General features: G+C 50.8%; 15 protein-coding genes. 12 read left to right on the forward strand and 3 right to left on the reverse strand.

Going from position 1 to position 16,281, the window contains the following annotated elements:
• The first annotated feature begins 1 nt into the window (after position 1).
• The 9 genes from murD to lpxC all read left to right on the forward strand — a co-directional run bounded on the left by murD (position 2) and on the right by lpxC (position 10,315).
• On the forward strand, positions 2 to 1,336 hold the full coding sequence (gene murD / locus KQY15_RS15805) for a UDP-N-acetylmuramoyl-L-alanine--D-glutamate ligase (RefSeq protein WP_217670883.1): 1,335 nt from the start codon (positions 2 to 4) through the stop codon (positions 1,334 to 1,336).
• Positions 1,333 to 2,544 carry a cell division protein FtsW gene (gene ftsW / locus KQY15_RS15810; RefSeq protein ID WP_217670884.1) on the forward strand — a complete coding sequence of 404 codons (1,212 nt, stop codon included), beginning with the start codon at positions 1,333 to 1,335 and terminating at the stop codon, positions 2,542 to 2,544. Before murD ends, ftsW begins: the two co-directional genes overlap by 4 nt.
• Complete coding sequence (murG, locus tag KQY15_RS15815; RefSeq protein ID WP_217670885.1) at positions 2,537 to 3,622, forward strand: undecaprenyldiphospho-muramoylpentapeptide beta-N-acetylglucosaminyltransferase; 1,086 nt, start codon at positions 2,537 to 2,539, stop codon at positions 3,620 to 3,622. Before ftsW ends, murG begins: the two co-directional genes overlap by 8 nt.
• Positions 3,619 to 5,073 carry a UDP-N-acetylmuramate--L-alanine ligase gene (gene murC / locus KQY15_RS15820; protein WP_217670886.1) on the forward strand — a complete coding sequence of 485 codons (1,455 nt, stop codon included), beginning with the start codon at positions 3,619 to 3,621 and terminating at the stop codon, positions 5,071 to 5,073. Before murG ends, murC begins: the two co-directional genes overlap by 4 nt.
• Positions 5,070 to 6,017, forward strand: a complete 948-nt coding sequence (locus KQY15_RS15825; RefSeq protein WP_217670887.1) for a D-alanine--D-alanine ligase — start codon at positions 5,070 to 5,072, stop codon at positions 6,015 to 6,017. The genes murC and KQY15_RS15825 overlap by 4 nt, the downstream gene beginning before the upstream one ends.
• A 4-nt stretch (positions 6,018 to 6,021) precedes the next feature.
• Positions 6,022 to 6,777: a cell division protein FtsQ/DivIB gene (locus KQY15_RS15830; RefSeq protein WP_217670888.1), complete on the forward strand. Its 756-nt coding sequence runs from the start codon at positions 6,022 to 6,024 to the stop codon at positions 6,775 to 6,777.
• Positions 6,774 to 8,009, forward strand: a complete 1,236-nt coding sequence (gene ftsA / locus KQY15_RS15835) for a cell division protein FtsA (RefSeq protein WP_217670889.1) — start codon at positions 6,774 to 6,776, stop codon at positions 8,007 to 8,009. The genes KQY15_RS15830 and ftsA overlap by 4 nt, the downstream gene beginning before the upstream one ends.
• Before the next feature lie 26 nt (positions 8,010 to 8,035).
• On the forward strand, positions 8,036 to 9,196 hold the full coding sequence (gene ftsZ / locus KQY15_RS15840; protein ID WP_217670890.1) for a cell division protein FtsZ: 1,161 nt from the start codon (positions 8,036 to 8,038) through the stop codon (positions 9,194 to 9,196).
• A gap of 207 nt (positions 9,197 to 9,403) precedes the next feature.
• Positions 9,404 to 10,315, forward strand: a complete 912-nt coding sequence (lpxC, locus tag KQY15_RS15845) for a UDP-3-O-acyl-N-acetylglucosamine deacetylase (RefSeq protein WP_217670891.1) — start codon at positions 9,404 to 9,406, stop codon at positions 10,313 to 10,315.
• Positions 10,316 to 10,376: 61 nt separating this feature from the next.
• Here the strand turns inward: lpxC and KQY15_RS15850 are convergent, their stop codons facing one another.
• Positions 10,377 to 10,838 (reverse strand): DciA family protein, encoded by a 462-nt coding sequence (locus KQY15_RS15850; RefSeq protein ID WP_217670892.1) that lies wholly within the window; start codon positions 10,836 to 10,838, stop codon positions 10,377 to 10,379.
• Between the two features lie 211 nt (positions 10,839 to 11,049).
• Here KQY15_RS15850 and secA point away from each other — a divergent pair, with 211 nt between their 5' ends.
• The 3 genes from secA to KQY15_RS15865 are packed head-to-tail and all read left to right on the forward strand — an operon-like array spanning position 11,050 to position 14,669.
• Positions 11,050 to 13,782 carry a preprotein translocase subunit SecA gene (secA, locus tag KQY15_RS15855; protein WP_217670893.1) on the forward strand — a complete coding sequence of 911 codons (2,733 nt, stop codon included), beginning with the start codon at positions 11,050 to 11,052 and terminating at the stop codon, positions 13,780 to 13,782.
• 4 nt (positions 13,783 to 13,786) lie between these two features.
• The gene (mutT, locus tag KQY15_RS15860) at positions 13,787 to 14,242 is read left to right on the forward strand and encodes an 8-oxo-dGTP diphosphatase MutT (protein WP_308160256.1); all 456 of its coding nucleotides are present in this window, start codon (positions 13,787 to 13,789) and stop codon (positions 14,240 to 14,242) included.
• Positions 14,243 to 14,282: 40 nt separating this feature from the next.
• Positions 14,283 to 14,669, forward strand: coding sequence for a hypothetical protein (locus tag KQY15_RS15865; protein WP_217670894.1), 387 nt, complete (start codon positions 14,283 to 14,285; stop codon positions 14,667 to 14,669).
• Here the strand turns inward: KQY15_RS15865 and KQY15_RS15870 are convergent.
• Both KQY15_RS15870 and KQY15_RS15875 read right to left on the reverse strand, forming a co-directional pair.
• Entirely contained in the window at positions 14,664 to 15,263 is a 600-nt protein-coding gene (locus KQY15_RS15870) for a hypothetical protein (RefSeq protein WP_217670895.1), read from the reverse strand. The genes KQY15_RS15865 and KQY15_RS15870 overlap by 6 nt on opposite strands.
• Before the next feature lie 499 nt (positions 15,264 to 15,762).
• On the reverse strand, positions 15,763 to 16,269 hold the full coding sequence (locus tag KQY15_RS15875) for an invasion associated locus B family protein (RefSeq protein WP_217670896.1): 507 nt from the start codon (positions 16,267 to 16,269) through the stop codon (positions 15,763 to 15,765).
• Between the last annotated feature and the right edge of the window lie 12 nt (positions 16,270 to 16,281).

The following is a 16,281-nucleotide window of genomic DNA, read 5'->3' on the forward strand; positions in this document are numbered from 1 at the left end:
GATGCAAACTAACCTTAACGCCAAACGCATAGCAGTAGTGGGGTTGGGCCTGTCGGGCCTGGCCACAGTGCGCTTTTTGCTGGCGCAAGGGGTTAAGCCGGTGCTGATGGACAGCCGCAGCAAACCGGCCGGCCTGGAGCAGATTGCCGCCGACAAGGTTGACGGTATCTATCTGGGCGAGTTTGATGCCAACCGGCTGGCGCAGATGGACATGATTATCGTCAGCCCCGGGCTGGCACCAAGCCATCCGGCAATCCGTTTTGCCAAAGCCCAGGGCGTGGAAGTGCTGGGCGATGTTGAACTGTTTGCCCGTTTTAATAAAAAACCGGTTATTGCCATAACCGGCTCAAATGGCAAGTCGACGGTAACCACTCTGGTAGCAGAAATGCTGCAGCAAAGCGGCATTAACGCTGTGGCTGCAGGTAATATAGGTTTACCTGTACTGGATGCCATTCGCCAGCAGGACGCCGCAGTGTATGTGCTGGAATTGTCCAGTTTTCAGTTGGACACCACCACCAGCCTGCAAAGCCGGGCCAGTTGCCTGCTAAATGTCAGCGCCGATCATCTGGATCGCTATGCCGACATGGCAGCCTATACCGCATCAAAACAACAGGTTTATCAGCAAACCGAACTGGCCGTTTATAATCAGGCTGACCCGTTAACTTACCCTGGCGCGCTGGCCAGCAAAGCAACGCCGCTGGCAATCAGTCTGGATGACGCTGACTACGGTACAAAAATTGTAAAAGGTCAGCCATGGCTGAATGTTGCCGGTGAGCCGTTGCTGCCGGTCAGCCAGTTGGCGATTACCGGCAGCCATAACCAGTTTAATGCGCTGGCCGCCGCGGCATTAGCGCTTAGTGCAGGTGCCAGCCGCACTGCAATAGTTACCACCTTGCAGCAGTTCAATGGCCTGGCGCATCGTTGCCAGCTGGTACGGGCCGAAAAAGGCGTTCGCTGGATTAATGACTCTAAAGCGACCAATATTGGCGCCACACTGGCTGCCATTGCCGGCCTGCGACCAGCTGTCAGTGGCAAACTTATTCTGATTGCCGGCGGCGACGCCAAAGGCGCTGATCTGACAGAACTAAAACCGGTGCTGCTGCGGGATGTCAGTCACGTTATCACACTTGGCCAGGACGGGCCGGCTATTGCCGCTTTGCACCCGCATGCCATTCAGGTAAAAGATTTAACCGGCGCAGTGCAGCAGGCCGCCAAACTGGCGCAAAGCGGCGATATGGTGTTGCTGTCGCCGGCCTGTGCCAGCCTGGATATGTTTAAAAGCTACGCCCAGCGTGGCGAGCTGTTTGCCAAAGCGGTTAAGGAGCTGAAACTATGAAACAGCTTAGTTTAACCATCTGGCAAAATGGCTGGCAAAATCCGTGGCAGAGCATAAGCGCAGCCTGGCAGCGCGACGATACTGCGCCATACGATAAATTGTTTTTAACCCTGCTGATGCTGATCCTGGCCATTGGCGTGGTAATGGTAACCAGCGCCTCAATGCCGGTGGCCGAACGGCTATTTAATAACCCGTTGCATTTTACTATTCGCCATCTGGTGTATCTGGGCATTGGCCTGACACTGGCAGTGCTGGTGTTACGGATACCGGTAAGCTGGTGGCACCGGGGCAATATGTGGTTGCTGCTGCTGGGTATCCTGTTATTGGTTGCGGTGTTGCTGTTTGGCCGCAATGTGAATGGCAGTACCCGCTGGTTATCTTTAGGCCCCATCGGTTTACAGGCTGCTGAGCCGGCCAAGTTATTCTTTTTTGTATATCTGGCCAGTTATCTGGTGCGCCGGCATGAAGAAGTGCGTGACAACCTGAAAGGCTTTTTAAAACCGTTAGCGGTGTTGTTCTTATTTGCTGTATTGCTGCTGATGCAACCGGATTTAGGCACCGTTATTGTAATGTTTGCCACCGCTGTGGCCTTGCTGTTTTTAGCTGGTGCCAAAATCTGGCAGTTTCTCTGCTTAATGGCGACCGGCATTATGGCCATTGGCGTGTTAATCGTTTACAGCGAATACCGCTGGAAGCGGGTTACCGCCTTTCTCGACCCCTGGGCTGACCCTTTTGGCAGCGGCTACCAGTTAACCCAGTCGTTAATGGCGTTTGGCCGGGGCGGCTGGTTTGGGCAGGGTCTTGGCAACAGCATTCAGAAACTGGAATACCTGCCGGAAGCCCATACCGACTTTATTCTGGCGGTTATTGCCGAAGAAACCGGTTTTATTGGCGTGGCAGTACTGATGACGCTGGTTTTTGTACTCGTATACCGTGCGCTATGGATTGGTCAGCGTGCCCTGGCAAAACAATTAAGTTTTCATGGCTTTATGGCGTATGCGTTAGCTATCTGGATTGGTTTTCAGGCTGCAGTAAACGTAGGTGTGGCGACCGGTGCTCTGCCAACCAAAGGCTTAACCCTGCCATTTGTCAGCTCGGGTGGCAGTAGTCTGGTAATCATGTTGATTGCCGCCGGTCTGCTGTTACGAATTGACTTTGAAGTACGGCTCAAAGGCAAACACGCGCTAAGCGGAGGCAAACATGGCTAAACCGCTGGCACTGATCATGGCAGGTGGTACCGGAGGCCATATTTTCCCGGCGCAGGCTGTGGCTAAGGCCCTGGCAGCAGAAGGCTGGGACATTGCCTGGCTGGGCAGCAGTGACCGGATGGAAGCGCAGCTGGTGCCGGGCTTTGGCTGGCCATTTTATGGTATCAGCGTGGCAGGTTTAAGGGGTAAAGGGCTGCTGAGTAAATTAGGTGCGCCGTGGATGCTGCTAAAAGCACTGTGGCAGGCCCGCCGGGTATGTCGTCAGTTAAAGCCTGCTATCGCCCTGGGCTTTGGTGGTTATGCCAGCGGCCCCGGTGGTCTGGCAAGCTGGATAAGCGGTACACCATTGCTTATTCATGAGCAAAATGCCGTAGCCGGCAGCACCAATAAGTTGCTGGCGCGGCTGGCAAATAAGGTACTGGTTGCCTTTGACAGCGCCTTTAAAGGTAACCGTAAGCGACAACTGGTTGGCAACCCAATCCGGGCTGAATTGCTGCAATGCCGGGACAACCGGCCGCAATATGACAGCCTGAATATTTTGATTGTTGGCGGTAGCCTTGGTGCGCAGGCACTGAACAGGGCACTGCCGGCGCAATTAACTGCTCTGGCCCAGAACGGCACTATAGCTGTACGGCATCAAACCGGTGCTGCTATGCAGGCTGAAGTAGAGCAGGCGTATCAGACACTTAAAGCAACGGGTTGTCAGGTAGAGGTTAGTGCTTTTATTGACGATATGGCTGCGGCGTATCGCTGGGCTGACGTACTGATTTGCCGGGCCGGCGCATTGACTGTCAGCGAAGTGGCGGCAGTGGGGGTGGCAGCCATTTTTGTACCGCTGCCAGGCGCAATTGATGACCATCAGAGCGCCAATGCCAGGGTGCTGGCCGACAAGGACGCTGCAGTGTTATTACCGCAGCAGCAATTACAACAACAGGGCGTGCAACCGATAATGCAACCCTGGTTAACCGATAAGGCGCCGCTGCAGCAAATGGCGCAGCGGGCCCGCAGTATGGCAACAACCGACGCGGCAACGCATATTGCCGCGCTGTGCCGGCAAGTAACAGGACAAGTAGTATGATTAGTACCCTGCAACATAAAAAACAGGCAATGCGCCGGGTAGAGCGGATCCACTTTGTTGGTATCGGCGGTGCCGGTATGGGTGGTATTGCTGAAGTATTGTTGAACGAAGGGTACAAGGTTACCGGCTCAGATCTGGCCAGCAACCCGGTGGTGGAACGTCTGATGTCACTGGGTGCAGAGGTCAAATTTGGCCATCATGCCAGTCAGGTTGACGGTGCCAGTGTGGTGGTGGTGTCCAGCGCTATTAAAGCGGCAAACCCCGAAGTGGCTGCTGCCTTAGCCCAGCGTATACCGGTGGTGCGCCGTGCCGAAATGCTCGGTGAGCTAATGCGTTTTCGTCACGGTATTGCCATTGCCGGTACTCATGGTAAAACCACTACCACCAGTTTACTGGCATCTGTTTTTGCCGAAGCAGGTACCGACCCCACCTTTGTGATTGGTGGCTTACTGAATTCAGCCGGCTCGAATGCCCGGTTAGGCTCAGGCCGCTACCTGATTGCTGAAGCGGATGAAAGCGATGCGTCTTTTCTGCATTTACAACCGATGGCAACCGTCATTACCAATATTGAAGCTGATCATATGGACACCTATGAAGGTGACTTTGAAAAGCTGAAAGACACCTATCTGGAATTTTGTCATAACCTGCCATTTTACGGCATGGCTGTAGTTTGTATTGATGACAAAGTGCTGCGTGGCCTGATCCCGTCTATCGGCCGCACTGTGCTGACCTATGGCTTCAGCGACGATGCAGATTATAGGATCAGCGAATTCAGCCAGCAGGGTACCCGCAGCTTTTTTGTTATTACTGACCCGGCCGGTAACCAGCGCGAAGTGCAGCTTAATTTACCCGGTAAACACAATGCGCTTAATGCCACCGCTGCTTTTGCCCTGGCGGCAGACGAAGGCATTAGCGAGCAGGCTATTCTGGCGGCACTGGGTAAATTTGAAGGCATAGGCCGGCGTTTTCAGCAATACGGCGAGTTTGATACCGGCCGCGGCAAAGTGCTGTTACTTGATGATTACGGCCATCACCCGACTGAAGTGGCTGCGACCATTGCCGCGGTACGCAGTGCCTGGCCGGAGCGGCGGCTGGTTATGGCCTATCAGCCACACCGGTTTAGCCGTACCCGCGATTTATACGAAGATTTCACTCAGGTGTTATCCAGTGTCGATAAGTTATTGCTGCTGGAAGTTTATGCAGCCGGTGAAGCGCCGATTGCCGGTGCTGACAGCCGCAATTTGTGCCGATCTATCCGGGCCCGTGGCCAGTTAGAACCGGTGTACGTGGCAGAACCCAAAGCCCTGGCCGGTGCGCTGGCCGAGGTGCTGCAGGACGGCGATGTCGTGCTGACGCAGGGGGCCGGCAACATTGGTGCCCTGGTTAAAGAGCTGGCAGCAACCCGGTTGGATATCAGGCAGCTGAAACAATTGTCGGAGGATGCGCTATGAGCACCAGCATCAGCAACTTTGGCAAAGTCGCCGTGATGTTCGGCGGCCATTCTGCTGAGCGCGAGGTGTCACTGCGCTCGGGCAAAGCGGTGCTGGCGGCGTTACAGCAGGCCGGCATTAATGCCGTTGCATTTGACCCGGCAGAGCAATCACTGGCGGCGTTAATCAATGAAGTAAAAGCGGATCGGGTATTTATTGTACTGCATGGCCGCGGCGGTGAAGACGGCACTATGCAGGGCGCACTGCAACTGCTGGGGCTGCCTTATACCGGCAGTGGTGTGCTGGGATCGGCGCTGGCCATGGATAAAATTCGCTGTAAGCGCTTGTTTATCGCCCAGCAATTGCCTACCGCGCCGTTTGCCGTGGTACATAACGACACCGTCGATTATGCCGCTTTACTGCAAGAGCTGGGTGGCAAGGTCATGGTAAAGCCTGCCAATGAAGGCTCCAGTATTGGCATGAGCGCCGCCAGCAGTGCCGCAGAGCTGGAGCAGGCAATAGCCGCCGCGCTGAAATACGACAGCGAAATATTGGTGGAACGCTGGATTAATGGCCGCGAGTTTACCATCGCTATTCTGGGCGACACAGTGCTGCCGGTAGTGGAAATGCGTACCCCAAGGGCTTTTTATGATTATGAAGCAAAGTATCAGGCTAACAGCACTGAATACTTGTGTCCGGCGCCATTAACGGCGGAACAAACCGCTGCTATGCAAGCCGATGCGCTGGCTGCATTTAAAGCCGTAGGTGCTTCAGGCTGGGGCCGGGTTGATTTAATGCTGAATGCACAAGGCGAGCATTTTTTACTGGAAGTGAACACGGTGCCGGGAATGACAGAAAAGTCACTGGTGCCAATGGCAGCCAAGGCTGCCGGTTTAAGCTTCAGTGAACTGGTGCTGGCTATTTTGCAGCAAACATTGGCAACCGCTAACACGGAGCAGGATTAAGCAAATGAGCTTGCGTCAGTACTTCAGCCAGTTAAACCACAGGCCCGGTTTTATCGGTGGCTTGCTGTTTTTTGTGCTGGCACTGGCACTACTGAGCTGGGGCGGCTTTCAGGTTTATGGCTGGCTGCAAAGCCAGCAGGGCGCACCGATAAAACAGGTGCGGTTATATGGTGATTTTCAGCATATTCAGCAACAGCGGTTACAACAGCAGTTGCAGCAGCAATATGTTGGCAATTTTTTTCGGGTGGACGTTGATCAGGTGCAGCAGTTCCTGCAACAACAACCCTGGGTATATCAGGCAGCCGTGCGCAAACAATGGCCCGATACTCTGGTGGTGGTTGTGACAGAGCAGCAGCCGGTCGCAGTCTGGAATCAGCAGCAATTGCTAAATAATAAAGGGGAGTTGTTTATCGCCCCGCTAAGCGAACTGATCCCGGCACTGCCAAAGCTGCATGGCCCCGAGGGCACCGAGCAGGATGCCCTGACAATGTTTCACCATATGCAAACGTTATTACAGTTACACCAGTTCAGTGCAGAGCAACTGTGGTTAACCGAACGTTTTTCCTGGCGGCTGCAGCTGCAGGGTGGGCTGGCACTGCAGCTTGGACGGCAGGACACCATGAAAAGGTTACAACGTTTTATTGAGCTATACCCAACCATGCAACAGCATCGGGAACAGGAATTAGCTGAAGTCGATTTGCGCTATGACACCGGCGTTGCCGTGCGTTATGCCAATACGGAGCCAAAGAGAAAAGCATGACAAAGTCGATAGAACGAGATCTGATTGTAGGGCTGGATATTGGTACTGCACAGATTAAAGCCGTAGTAGGTGAAATAACCCCCGATAACCGGCTGAGTATTGTTGGGGTAGGCACCCATGCCTCGCGTGGCATGGATAAAGGCGGCGTTAACGATCTTAATCTGGTGGTACAGGCGGTGCAGCGGGCAATAAATGAAGCCGAGCTGATGGCCGATTGCCAGATTTCGTCGGTGTATTTAGGCATTACCGGCAAACATATCCGCTGCCAGAACGAGAGTGGCATGGTGCCGATTAACGACACCGAAGTTACCGCTGATGATGTCGCCAGCGTTATTCATGCTGCCAAGTCAGTGCCTATATCAGCCGAACGACGCATGTTGCATGTTTTGCCACAGGAATTCTCGGTTGACATGCAGGAGGGCATTAAAAGCCCGGTAGGTATGTCAGGGGTAAGAATGGAGGCAAAAGCCCACATTATTACCTGTGCCAACGACATGGCAAAAAATATAGAAAAGTGTGTCGAGCGTTGTGGCCTGGCAGTCGATCAGCTGATTTTCTCATCGCTGGCCTCAAGCTACGCAGTATTAACCGACGATGAGAAAGAGCTGGGCGTTTGTGTGGTTGATATGGGTGGTGGCACCATCGACTTATCTATCTACACCAACGGCGCACTGCGCCATACCGCGGTTATACCGGTAGCCGGTAATCAGGTAACCAGTGATATTGCCAAAATTTTCCGCACGCCAATCAGCCACGCGGAAGATATCAAGGTGCAATATGCCTGCGCCCTGCGCAGCATGGTAGGTAAAGAAGAAAGCATTGAAGTGCCCAGTGTTGGCGGCCGGCCGGCGCGGTCTATGTCGCGCCATACTCTGGCTGAAGTTATTGAGCCACGCTATCACGAATTGTTCGAGCTGGTGCTGGAAGAAATTCGCAGTTCTGGCCTGGAAGAGCAAATTGCCGCCGGTTTAGTGTTAACCGGTGGTACCTCGAAAATGGAAGGTGCGGTGGAGTTTGCCGAAGATGTGTTTCAGATGCCGGTGCGGGTAGGCCAGCCAATGCACGTCAGTGGTTTAAAAGAATATGTACAAGACCCGGCCTACGCCAGCGTAGTGGGTTTGTTGCTGTATGGCAAAGATGTACGTGCCCAGCAAAAAAATGCGGCGTTAAGTCGCGATCCAGTTAGCAGCTTGCTGAAAAAAATCAGCAGCTGGTTCAAAGGTGAGTTTTAACAGAGCGTAAAAACGGAGAGAGAGCTATGTTTGAGTTAATGGAAAACCACAGCCAAGAAGCTGTAATTAAAGTAATAGGTGTTGGTGGCGGTGGCGGCAACGCTGTCGAGTATATGGTAGCCAGCAATATTGAAGGGGTAGAGTTTGTGGCGGCGAATACTGACGCCCAGGCCCTGCGTAATTCGTCTGCCAACATTACCCTGCAGTTAGGTGCCGGCGTCACCAAAGGTTTAGGCGCAGGTGCTAACCCGGAAATTGGCCGCCGCTCGGCTGAGGAAGATCGCGAAACCATCAAAAAAACCCTGCAAGGTGCTGATATGATCTTCATCGCTGCTGGCATGGGTGGTGGTACCGGTACCGGTGCTGCACCTATCGTGGCTGAAGTAGCACGCGAGCTGGGTATTTTAACAGTGGCCGTGGTGACCAAGCCATTCCCGTTCGAAGGTAAAAAGCGTACCGCTTATGCCGACGAAGGTATTCTGGAATTAAGCAAGTATGTCGATTCGCTGATCACCATCCCGAACGACAAGCTGTTAAAAGTATTAGGCAAAGGCACCAGCCTGCTGGATGCGTTTAAAGCAGCAAATAACGTGTTGCTGGGTGCAGTACAGGGTATTGCTGAATTAATTACCCGGCCAGGTTTGATCAACGTCGACTTTGCTGACGTACGTACTGTTATGTCTGAAATGGGCACTGCCATGATGGGCACCGGCCGTGCCTCAGGCCCGGACCGGGCAGAAGAAGCAGCAGAGCAGGCGATTTCCAGCCCGCTGCTGGAAGATATCGACTTGTCAGGTGCGAAAGGCATTCTGGTTAATATCACTGCCGGCCTGGATATCAGCATTGAAGAGTTTGAGACTGTTGGTAATGCAGTTAAAGCTTTTGCTTCTGAAAATGCCACAGTAGTGGTAGGTGCAGTCATTGACCCGGAAATGCACGACGAGCTGCGGGTTACCGTGGTTGCAACCGGCATTGGTGCTGACCGCCGGCCGGATATCAGCCTGGTACCAAGCCATCGGGCAGAGCCGGTACAGGCTTATGTGCAGCAGGGTAACACCATGCGCCATGCCGCACCGGCACCAAGCGTGCAAAAAGAAGAAGCAGTGCAGGCTAAAACTCAGCCGGAGAGCAAAGGTGGTATCGATATTTTTGATATCCCTGCGTTTTTACGCAAGCAGGCAGACTAAACCGCCTGCTGCGGCAGGCTGCTGAAATCTGGCGCATGCCCGGTGAAGAAAGTAATATTAGCAATCGTTGAAGTTAAGCTGTAGTTCAGCTACGGTTAGCCAACATAGCGACTTACAGGTGTTGCCATTACATTGGTAAAATGACTGAAGTTGTGCTAAGCTTCGCCGCCATTTTGTGATTGCTTAAATTTTGAGCAGGAAGAAATTATGATTAAACAACGTACCGTTGCTAAAACAGTCAGTACTATTGGTGTTGGGTTACACAAGGGTGAAAAGGTTACGCTCACTCTCCGGCCTGCACCTGACAACACGGGCATTATGTTCCGTCGTGTTGACCTTGACCCGATAGTCGACTTTAAAGTTACCCCCGAAATGGTGGGTGACACAGTGATGTGTACCTGTTTAATCAATGATCAGGGCGTGCGCCTGTCTACCACCGAGCATTTAATGGCAGCCATTGCCGGCCTGGGTATTGATAACCTGATTATCGAAGTCGACTCAGCTGAAATTCCGATTATGGATGGCAGCGCTAACCCCTTTGTTTACCTGTTACTGGAAGCGGGTATCAGCGAGCAGAAACTGGCCAAGAAATTTATCAGGATCAAGCGTGCGGTGCGGGTTGAAGACGGCGATAAATGGGCCGAAATTAAACCTCACAACGGTTTTAAAATCGACTTCGCCATTAACTTCGACCACCCGGTAATCGCTGAAACCACCCAGCGCATGCAGCTGGATTTCTCCGCAGCCGGTTTTATTAAAGATATCAGCCGGGCCCGTACTTTTGGCTTCCTGCACGATATCGAATACTTGCGGGCCAATAACCTGGCGTTAGGTGGCAGCTTCGATAACGCTGTGGTGCTGGACGAATTCCGGGTATTAAACCAGGACGGCCTGCGTTACGAAGACGAGTTTATCAAGCACAAAATACTTGATGCCATTGGCGATTTGTATATGGCAGGTTACAGTGTGCTGGGCGAGTTTGTGTCATACAAAACCGGCCACGCCCTAAATAACCAGTTATTATGTGCGGTATTAGCCGAGCAGGAAAACTGGGAATTTGTCACCTTTGAAGATAAAGCTGATATGCCTATATCCTATCTGGCACCGCAACTGGCCTGAGATAACTTTCGATAAAAAACCGACGTGTAGTCGGTTTTTTTATATCTGAAATTGGGTTAGTTTATTTTGCCAGTAGCCGGGCCAGCGCTTGTTTTACTTTGTCATCACTGTGTTCCAACGCTTCTGTTAGTGCGGCGCGAGCCTTAGCAGAAAGGGCTTTGTTTGGGGTTTCAGCTGCAGTTTTGACCGTTGTTTTAGCAGCTGGTCGCGCTATCTGGCCATGGGGCGATACTTCAATATCAATTCCGGCTAAATCAGGCAAGATTTTTTGTCTGAAATTGTCTAGAATGGCATCGCGCTGCATCTTTAACCGGTTTGCCCAGCCAGGCGATTGACATAAAATAACTGCACGCCCGGCATTGATGCTGGACACCTGACAAAAACTCAGTTGTTCCAGCTGCAAAATATGGCATAACTCGGAATTTAATTTGCGAACAAGTTCATACTGTTGCTGCATCGTTGCCAGCGAACTCTGGCCAAACAGCTTGGTTAAATCTTCAGGTTTATGGCTATAGCGTTTCATCAACAGCTTACTTAACGGGCTTATCAGCAGGCGGGTTAAGTGTAACAGGTTTTATCTGTGCTGCCACAGTTAGCCGGGCTTGAAACCGGCTCTGCCTGGCACCATATCCTGTCAGGAGCCGTTTTACCGGCAGGCAGTACAGTACAACGACAATAAATAACTGGCCTGGCCAGGGCTGCAAAGCAGTTTTAACTTAAATGGTATCTGGATAATGTTTGGAAAATTTTTCGCCAAATTAGTTGGCAGCCGTAACGACCGCTTCCTGAAAAAGCAGCAGAAATATGTGAAGCAAATTAATGCCCTGGAAGCCGAGTATCAGGCATTATCCGATGAAGCCTTAAAGCAGAAAACCGCTGAATTTAAACAGCGGGTGCAGCAGGGCGCCAGTCTGGAAGACATCTTACCTGAAGCATTTGCTACGGTGCGTGAAGCCAGCACCCGGGTATTTAAAATGCGCCATTTCGACGTGCAGCTGCTGGGCGGTATCGTGCTGCACCAGGGCCGTATTTCTGAAATGCGCACCGGTGAAGGTAAAACGCTTACCGCTACGCTGCCAGCTTATTTAAACGCATTAAGCGGCAAAAGCGTGCATGTTATAACGGTAAACGACTATCTGGCGCGCCGCGATGCCGAAACTAACGAGCCGCTGTTCAGCTTCCTTGGTTTAACTGTTGGCGTTAATGTGCCGGGTTTACCCCATCAGGCTAAGCAACAGGCCTATCAGGCCGACATTACTTACGGTACCAATAACGAATTTGGTTTTGACTATCTGCGCGACAACATGGCGTTTTCTCCGCAAGACCGGGTGCAACGCGATCTGGCTTTTGCCATTATCGATGAAGTTGACTCAATACTTATTGATGAAGCCCGAACGCCGTTAATTATTTCCGGCCCGGCCGAAGACAGTTCAGAGTTGTATAAAAAAATTAATACTCTGGTACCGCAGTTGGAAAAGCAGGAAAAGGAAGACGAAGAAGGCAACCATGGCGATGGCCACTTTACCGTTGACGAAAAGGCCCGTCAGGTTTATCTGACCGAGCTTGGCCAGATTAAAGTTGAAGAAATGCTGCGCGAAGCCGGCATGATAGGCGAAGATGACACCTTGTTCTCTGCAGCAAATATTACACTGCTGCACCATGTTTATGCCGCATTACGGGCGCATCAGCTGTTTAAGCGCGATGTAGACTACGTAGTGAAGGAAGGCGAAATTGTTATCGTTGACGAGCATACCGGTCGTACCATGGAAGGCCGGCGCTGGTCAGAAGGCTTGCACCAGGCGGTTGAAGCCAAAGAAGGCGTGCGCATTCAGAACGAAAACCAGACCCTGGCATCTATCACCTTCCAGAACTATTTCCGCTTATATAATAAGCTGGCCGGCATGACCGGTACCGCTGATACCGAAGCGTTCGAATTCCAGCAAATTTATGGCCTGGAAACCATTGTTGTGCCAACCAACCGGCCTATGGTCCGTAACGATATGGCCGACCTGGTGTACTTAACCGCCGAAGATAAGTACAACGCGATTATTGAAGATATTATTAAAGCCCGCGATGCCAAACGGCCGGTGTTGGTGGGTACTGCCTCAATTGAAAGCTCTGAATACCTGTCTAATCTGCTTAAGAAAGCCAAGATCAAGCATCAGGTGCTGAATGCCAAGTTTCATGCTAATGAAGCCCAGATTATTGCTGATGCCGGCCGTCCTGGCACCGTTACCATTGCTACCAACATGGCAGGTCGGGGTACCGATATTGTGTTGGGCGGCAGCTTGCAGGCCGAATTAGCAGCCCTGAGTAATAGTACAGACGAAGCGGTAGCAAAAGTAACAGCTGATTGGCAGCAACGGCATGACGAAGTTATTGCAGCCGGTGGCTTGCACATAATTGGTACCGAGCGCCATGAGTCGCGGCGGATAGATAACCAGCTGCGTGGCCGTTCTGGCCGCCAGGGTGACCCGGGTTCATCACGTTTTTATCTGTCGCTGGACGATGCGTTAATGCGGATCTTCGCCTCCGACCGCATGGCTGGCATGATGCGCCGCTTAGGGATGGAAAAAGGCGAAGCTATTGAACACCCCTGGGTAAGCCGTGCTATCGAAAACGCCCAGCGTAAGGTTGAAGCCCGCAACTTCGATATCCGTAAACAATTGCTGGAATTCGATGATGTGGCGAATGACCAGCGTAAAGTAGTGTACGAGCAGCGCAATGAACTGCTGGATGCAACTGATATCAGCGAAACGGTTAATGCCATTCGGGAAGATGTGGTCGACTCGGTAATAAGCCAGTATATTCCGCCGCAATCGTTAGATGAAATGTGGGATATTCCGGGCCTGGAGCAACGTTTAAAAGCCGACTTTGCGTTAGATTTACCGATTGGCAAGTGGCTGGCAGATGACAAAAAACTGTTCGAAGAGAAACTGCGCGATAAAATTCAGCAGCAATTTGCAGATGGCTACAAACAAAAAGAGCAGATGGTTGGTGTGGAAGTACTGCGCCAGTTTGAAAAAGCCATTATGTTACAAAGTCTGGATACTCACTGGAAAGAGCATCTGGCAGCAATGGATCACCTGCGTCAGGGTATTAACCTGCGTGGTTATGCCCAGAAAAACCCGAAACAGGAATATAAGCGCGAAGCTTTTGAACTGTTCTCAACTATGCTGGACGAGCTTAAAACCGACGTAATCGGCATATTAAGCCGGGTGCAGGTAAAAGCCGCAGAAGATGTTGATGCGGTGGAACAGCAGCGCCGCAAAGCTGATGCTGTGCCGCATAATTATCAGCACGATGACGCCAGCCAGATGGCAGGCAGTGCTGGTGCAGCAGGCCAGACTGCAACTGGCGGGATGCCTGAGCCAGTAGTGCGCGATGGTGAAAAAGTAGGGCGTAACGACCCCTGCCCATGTGGTTCAGGTAAAAAGTATAAGCAGTGCCACGGCAAGCTTAGCTAAGCCTGTGTCCAGCGTAATAACAAACAGCAGTTCGCAAACCGATCCACTGCAGCAGCTACATGTGGCGGTGGGCGTAATCATCCGCCAGCAAGGCCGGCAAACGCAGGTATTGCTGGCGCTACGCAGCAGCAAGCAGCATCAGGGTGGCAAATGGGAGTTTCCGGGCGGTAAAGTTGAGCCCGGCGAAACCGTCGAAGCCGCATTATCCCGCGAGCTGCAGGAAGAGCTGGCGATTACCGTCAGTAAAGCTAAGCCGTTTATGTTGTTAAATTATACCTACCCTGAGCGCCGGGTAACGCTGGATATCTGGTTGGTTACTGAATTTAGCGGCACCCCCGAAGGGCTGGAAGGCCAGCCATTGCAATGGGTTAACATTAGCGACTTAGCCAGTATTACTTTCCCCGATGCCAACCAGCCAATAGTAGCTAAATTACAACAGGATATTGGCTTGTTGGTATAAATGCTATGGCAAAGGTTATTACGTTAGTGGAACACTGAAAATGTTTTTATATTTATTTTTGGTCGGCCCACTATTGTTAACTTCATGGTTTTGGTATTACGAAGAATATCGCTACTCTGCTAAGCCACTCTCCTTTTATCAACTGGCAGGGCTGTTTTTTTTTATCAGCTATCTTGCTTGTTGTCTGGTTGCTGGCCAACAGGGAATGCTGGAGCTTTTCAGCGATCACCACTATAAAATGGGTCGAGCGCTCTCCATTACAGGCCTGTGGACTTTCATTATTCCCGGTATTATCTGGCCTTTACTAATATTTCCACGTGAATTACAGCTGTATCTGTTTAATCTGCCTACTGCAGGACCCTATACCGCGGCGTTGGGTTATTTTCTGGCCTTTTTCACTTTGCTCCGCAATCTGCTCATTTTATAGTTCAGGTGGCCAGATAGTTTCCAGAATAATGATGCCGTTGAAAGGTTGCTTCAGACTTTCTATCGATTCAAAGGTTTGTCTCAAGTCAGCTGGTAACGCTTGGTAGTTTCTGATAATGGTAAGGTTATCGAAAGTAAAGCTGACGGAGTGCTGCTGCTTTAAATAGTTTGTCACATCCTGATTGTTAGCAGATTGGTTTAATTGGCCTAATATCAAAAGCGATTCCATATAATCCGCTTTCTCGGGTAGGACACAATTGTTAAATGCTCGCTCGGCGAGATAGGGTAAAATACCGGGGTGATAGGCAATATTTTGTAAACGTAATTTTTCTTCGTCTGTTAAACTTGTATTTTTTTTCTGTTTTGCTCTGCAGCCAGTTATTTTCTGCTCATATGTTTGCAATGCCGATTGGCTGTAGTCAAAAGCATAATCTATTTCCGCTGCCAGCACAGGTGAGCAAATAAAAAGGAAAATAACTAAAGAGAGTAAAGCCTTATTCATCGATGCTGCACCCCAGGTAAATAGCACGCCAAAACTGATATTCTTTTGGTTTCTGAAAATGAAGGTTAGCCTGGCGAAAAGCGATTTTTTCAATTTGAGCTAACTTTATAGCGCTTAACGAGCTATTTGCTTTAAAAAATAATTCCCAGTTACTGGCATAAATTGCATAACCAGACTGAGCAGAATCGGAAGATGCAACCTTAAAAGCTAGCGATTTTTCATACTGTTCAAGCCCTGAACCGCTGGCGCCCTTTCGATGCCCCCCCGAAAATTGACCAGAGTTGGCCGAAAAGTAATGCTGATCTTGCTAGTTTTTCCAGGTCACTTAACTCAGCAATTTCTTTGATAGCTTCAAGGCTGCTTTCGCTAAGTTCAAGATTTACAATCGTTGGGCATTTCATATCCGTGAGCCTTCTTCTGAATTTATTGTTAAAAGAATAGCAATATGAAAACTAAAAGTAAACAAAATATGTTTTTTATAAATTAAAGAGTGGCAACAGAAGATTGGCCGCTATTGCGTATTTCGGTTTAGCCGGCCACCTTTTCCGGTTTCATCCCGAAATACGCAGCTATCATGTGATTGCTAGTTTTTTCAGGGTTTTAAGCTGGCCAGCGCCTCACTAAAGCCCCGTAGCGAAAACTTCAGCTGGCGCGGTGTTTGTTCACTGACAAACAGTTTTACCGTGTACGCAGGGTGGTCTTTTAATTGCTGCACTATTGCCGGGGTTAACTGCAGCAGCACCTTGCAGCCTTCTGGCAAGCATACCGCCACCGGCGCCCGGTGTTCGTTTTCGCCAATATCAATTGCCACACCCGGTGGCAGATAAATACCCAACGGTAAATTAAGCTGCAATACCGGATCGGTGCTATTACTGACATAGGAAATCTGGCTGGAGTAAATAATGGCTGGCTGCTCCGGGTTTTGCAGGCCCTGGGCAATAACACATTGGGTGTTACATACTAACCGCCAGTCGCCAAATTCTGTTACGTCAGGTTTAGTTTCAGCAGTAGCAGCTGTACAGGCCAGAGCTGACAGCAGCAAGACAGTTTTAGTAACAGTTGCGTAAATCTTAGTGGAGTATAATTTAAAGGTTGCCATAATTTTATTCCA

The organism is Arsukibacterium indicum (genome assembly GCF_019100565.1).
Taxonomy (GTDB): Bacteria; Pseudomonadota; Gammaproteobacteria; order Enterobacterales; family Alteromonadaceae; genus Alishewanella; species Alishewanella indicum.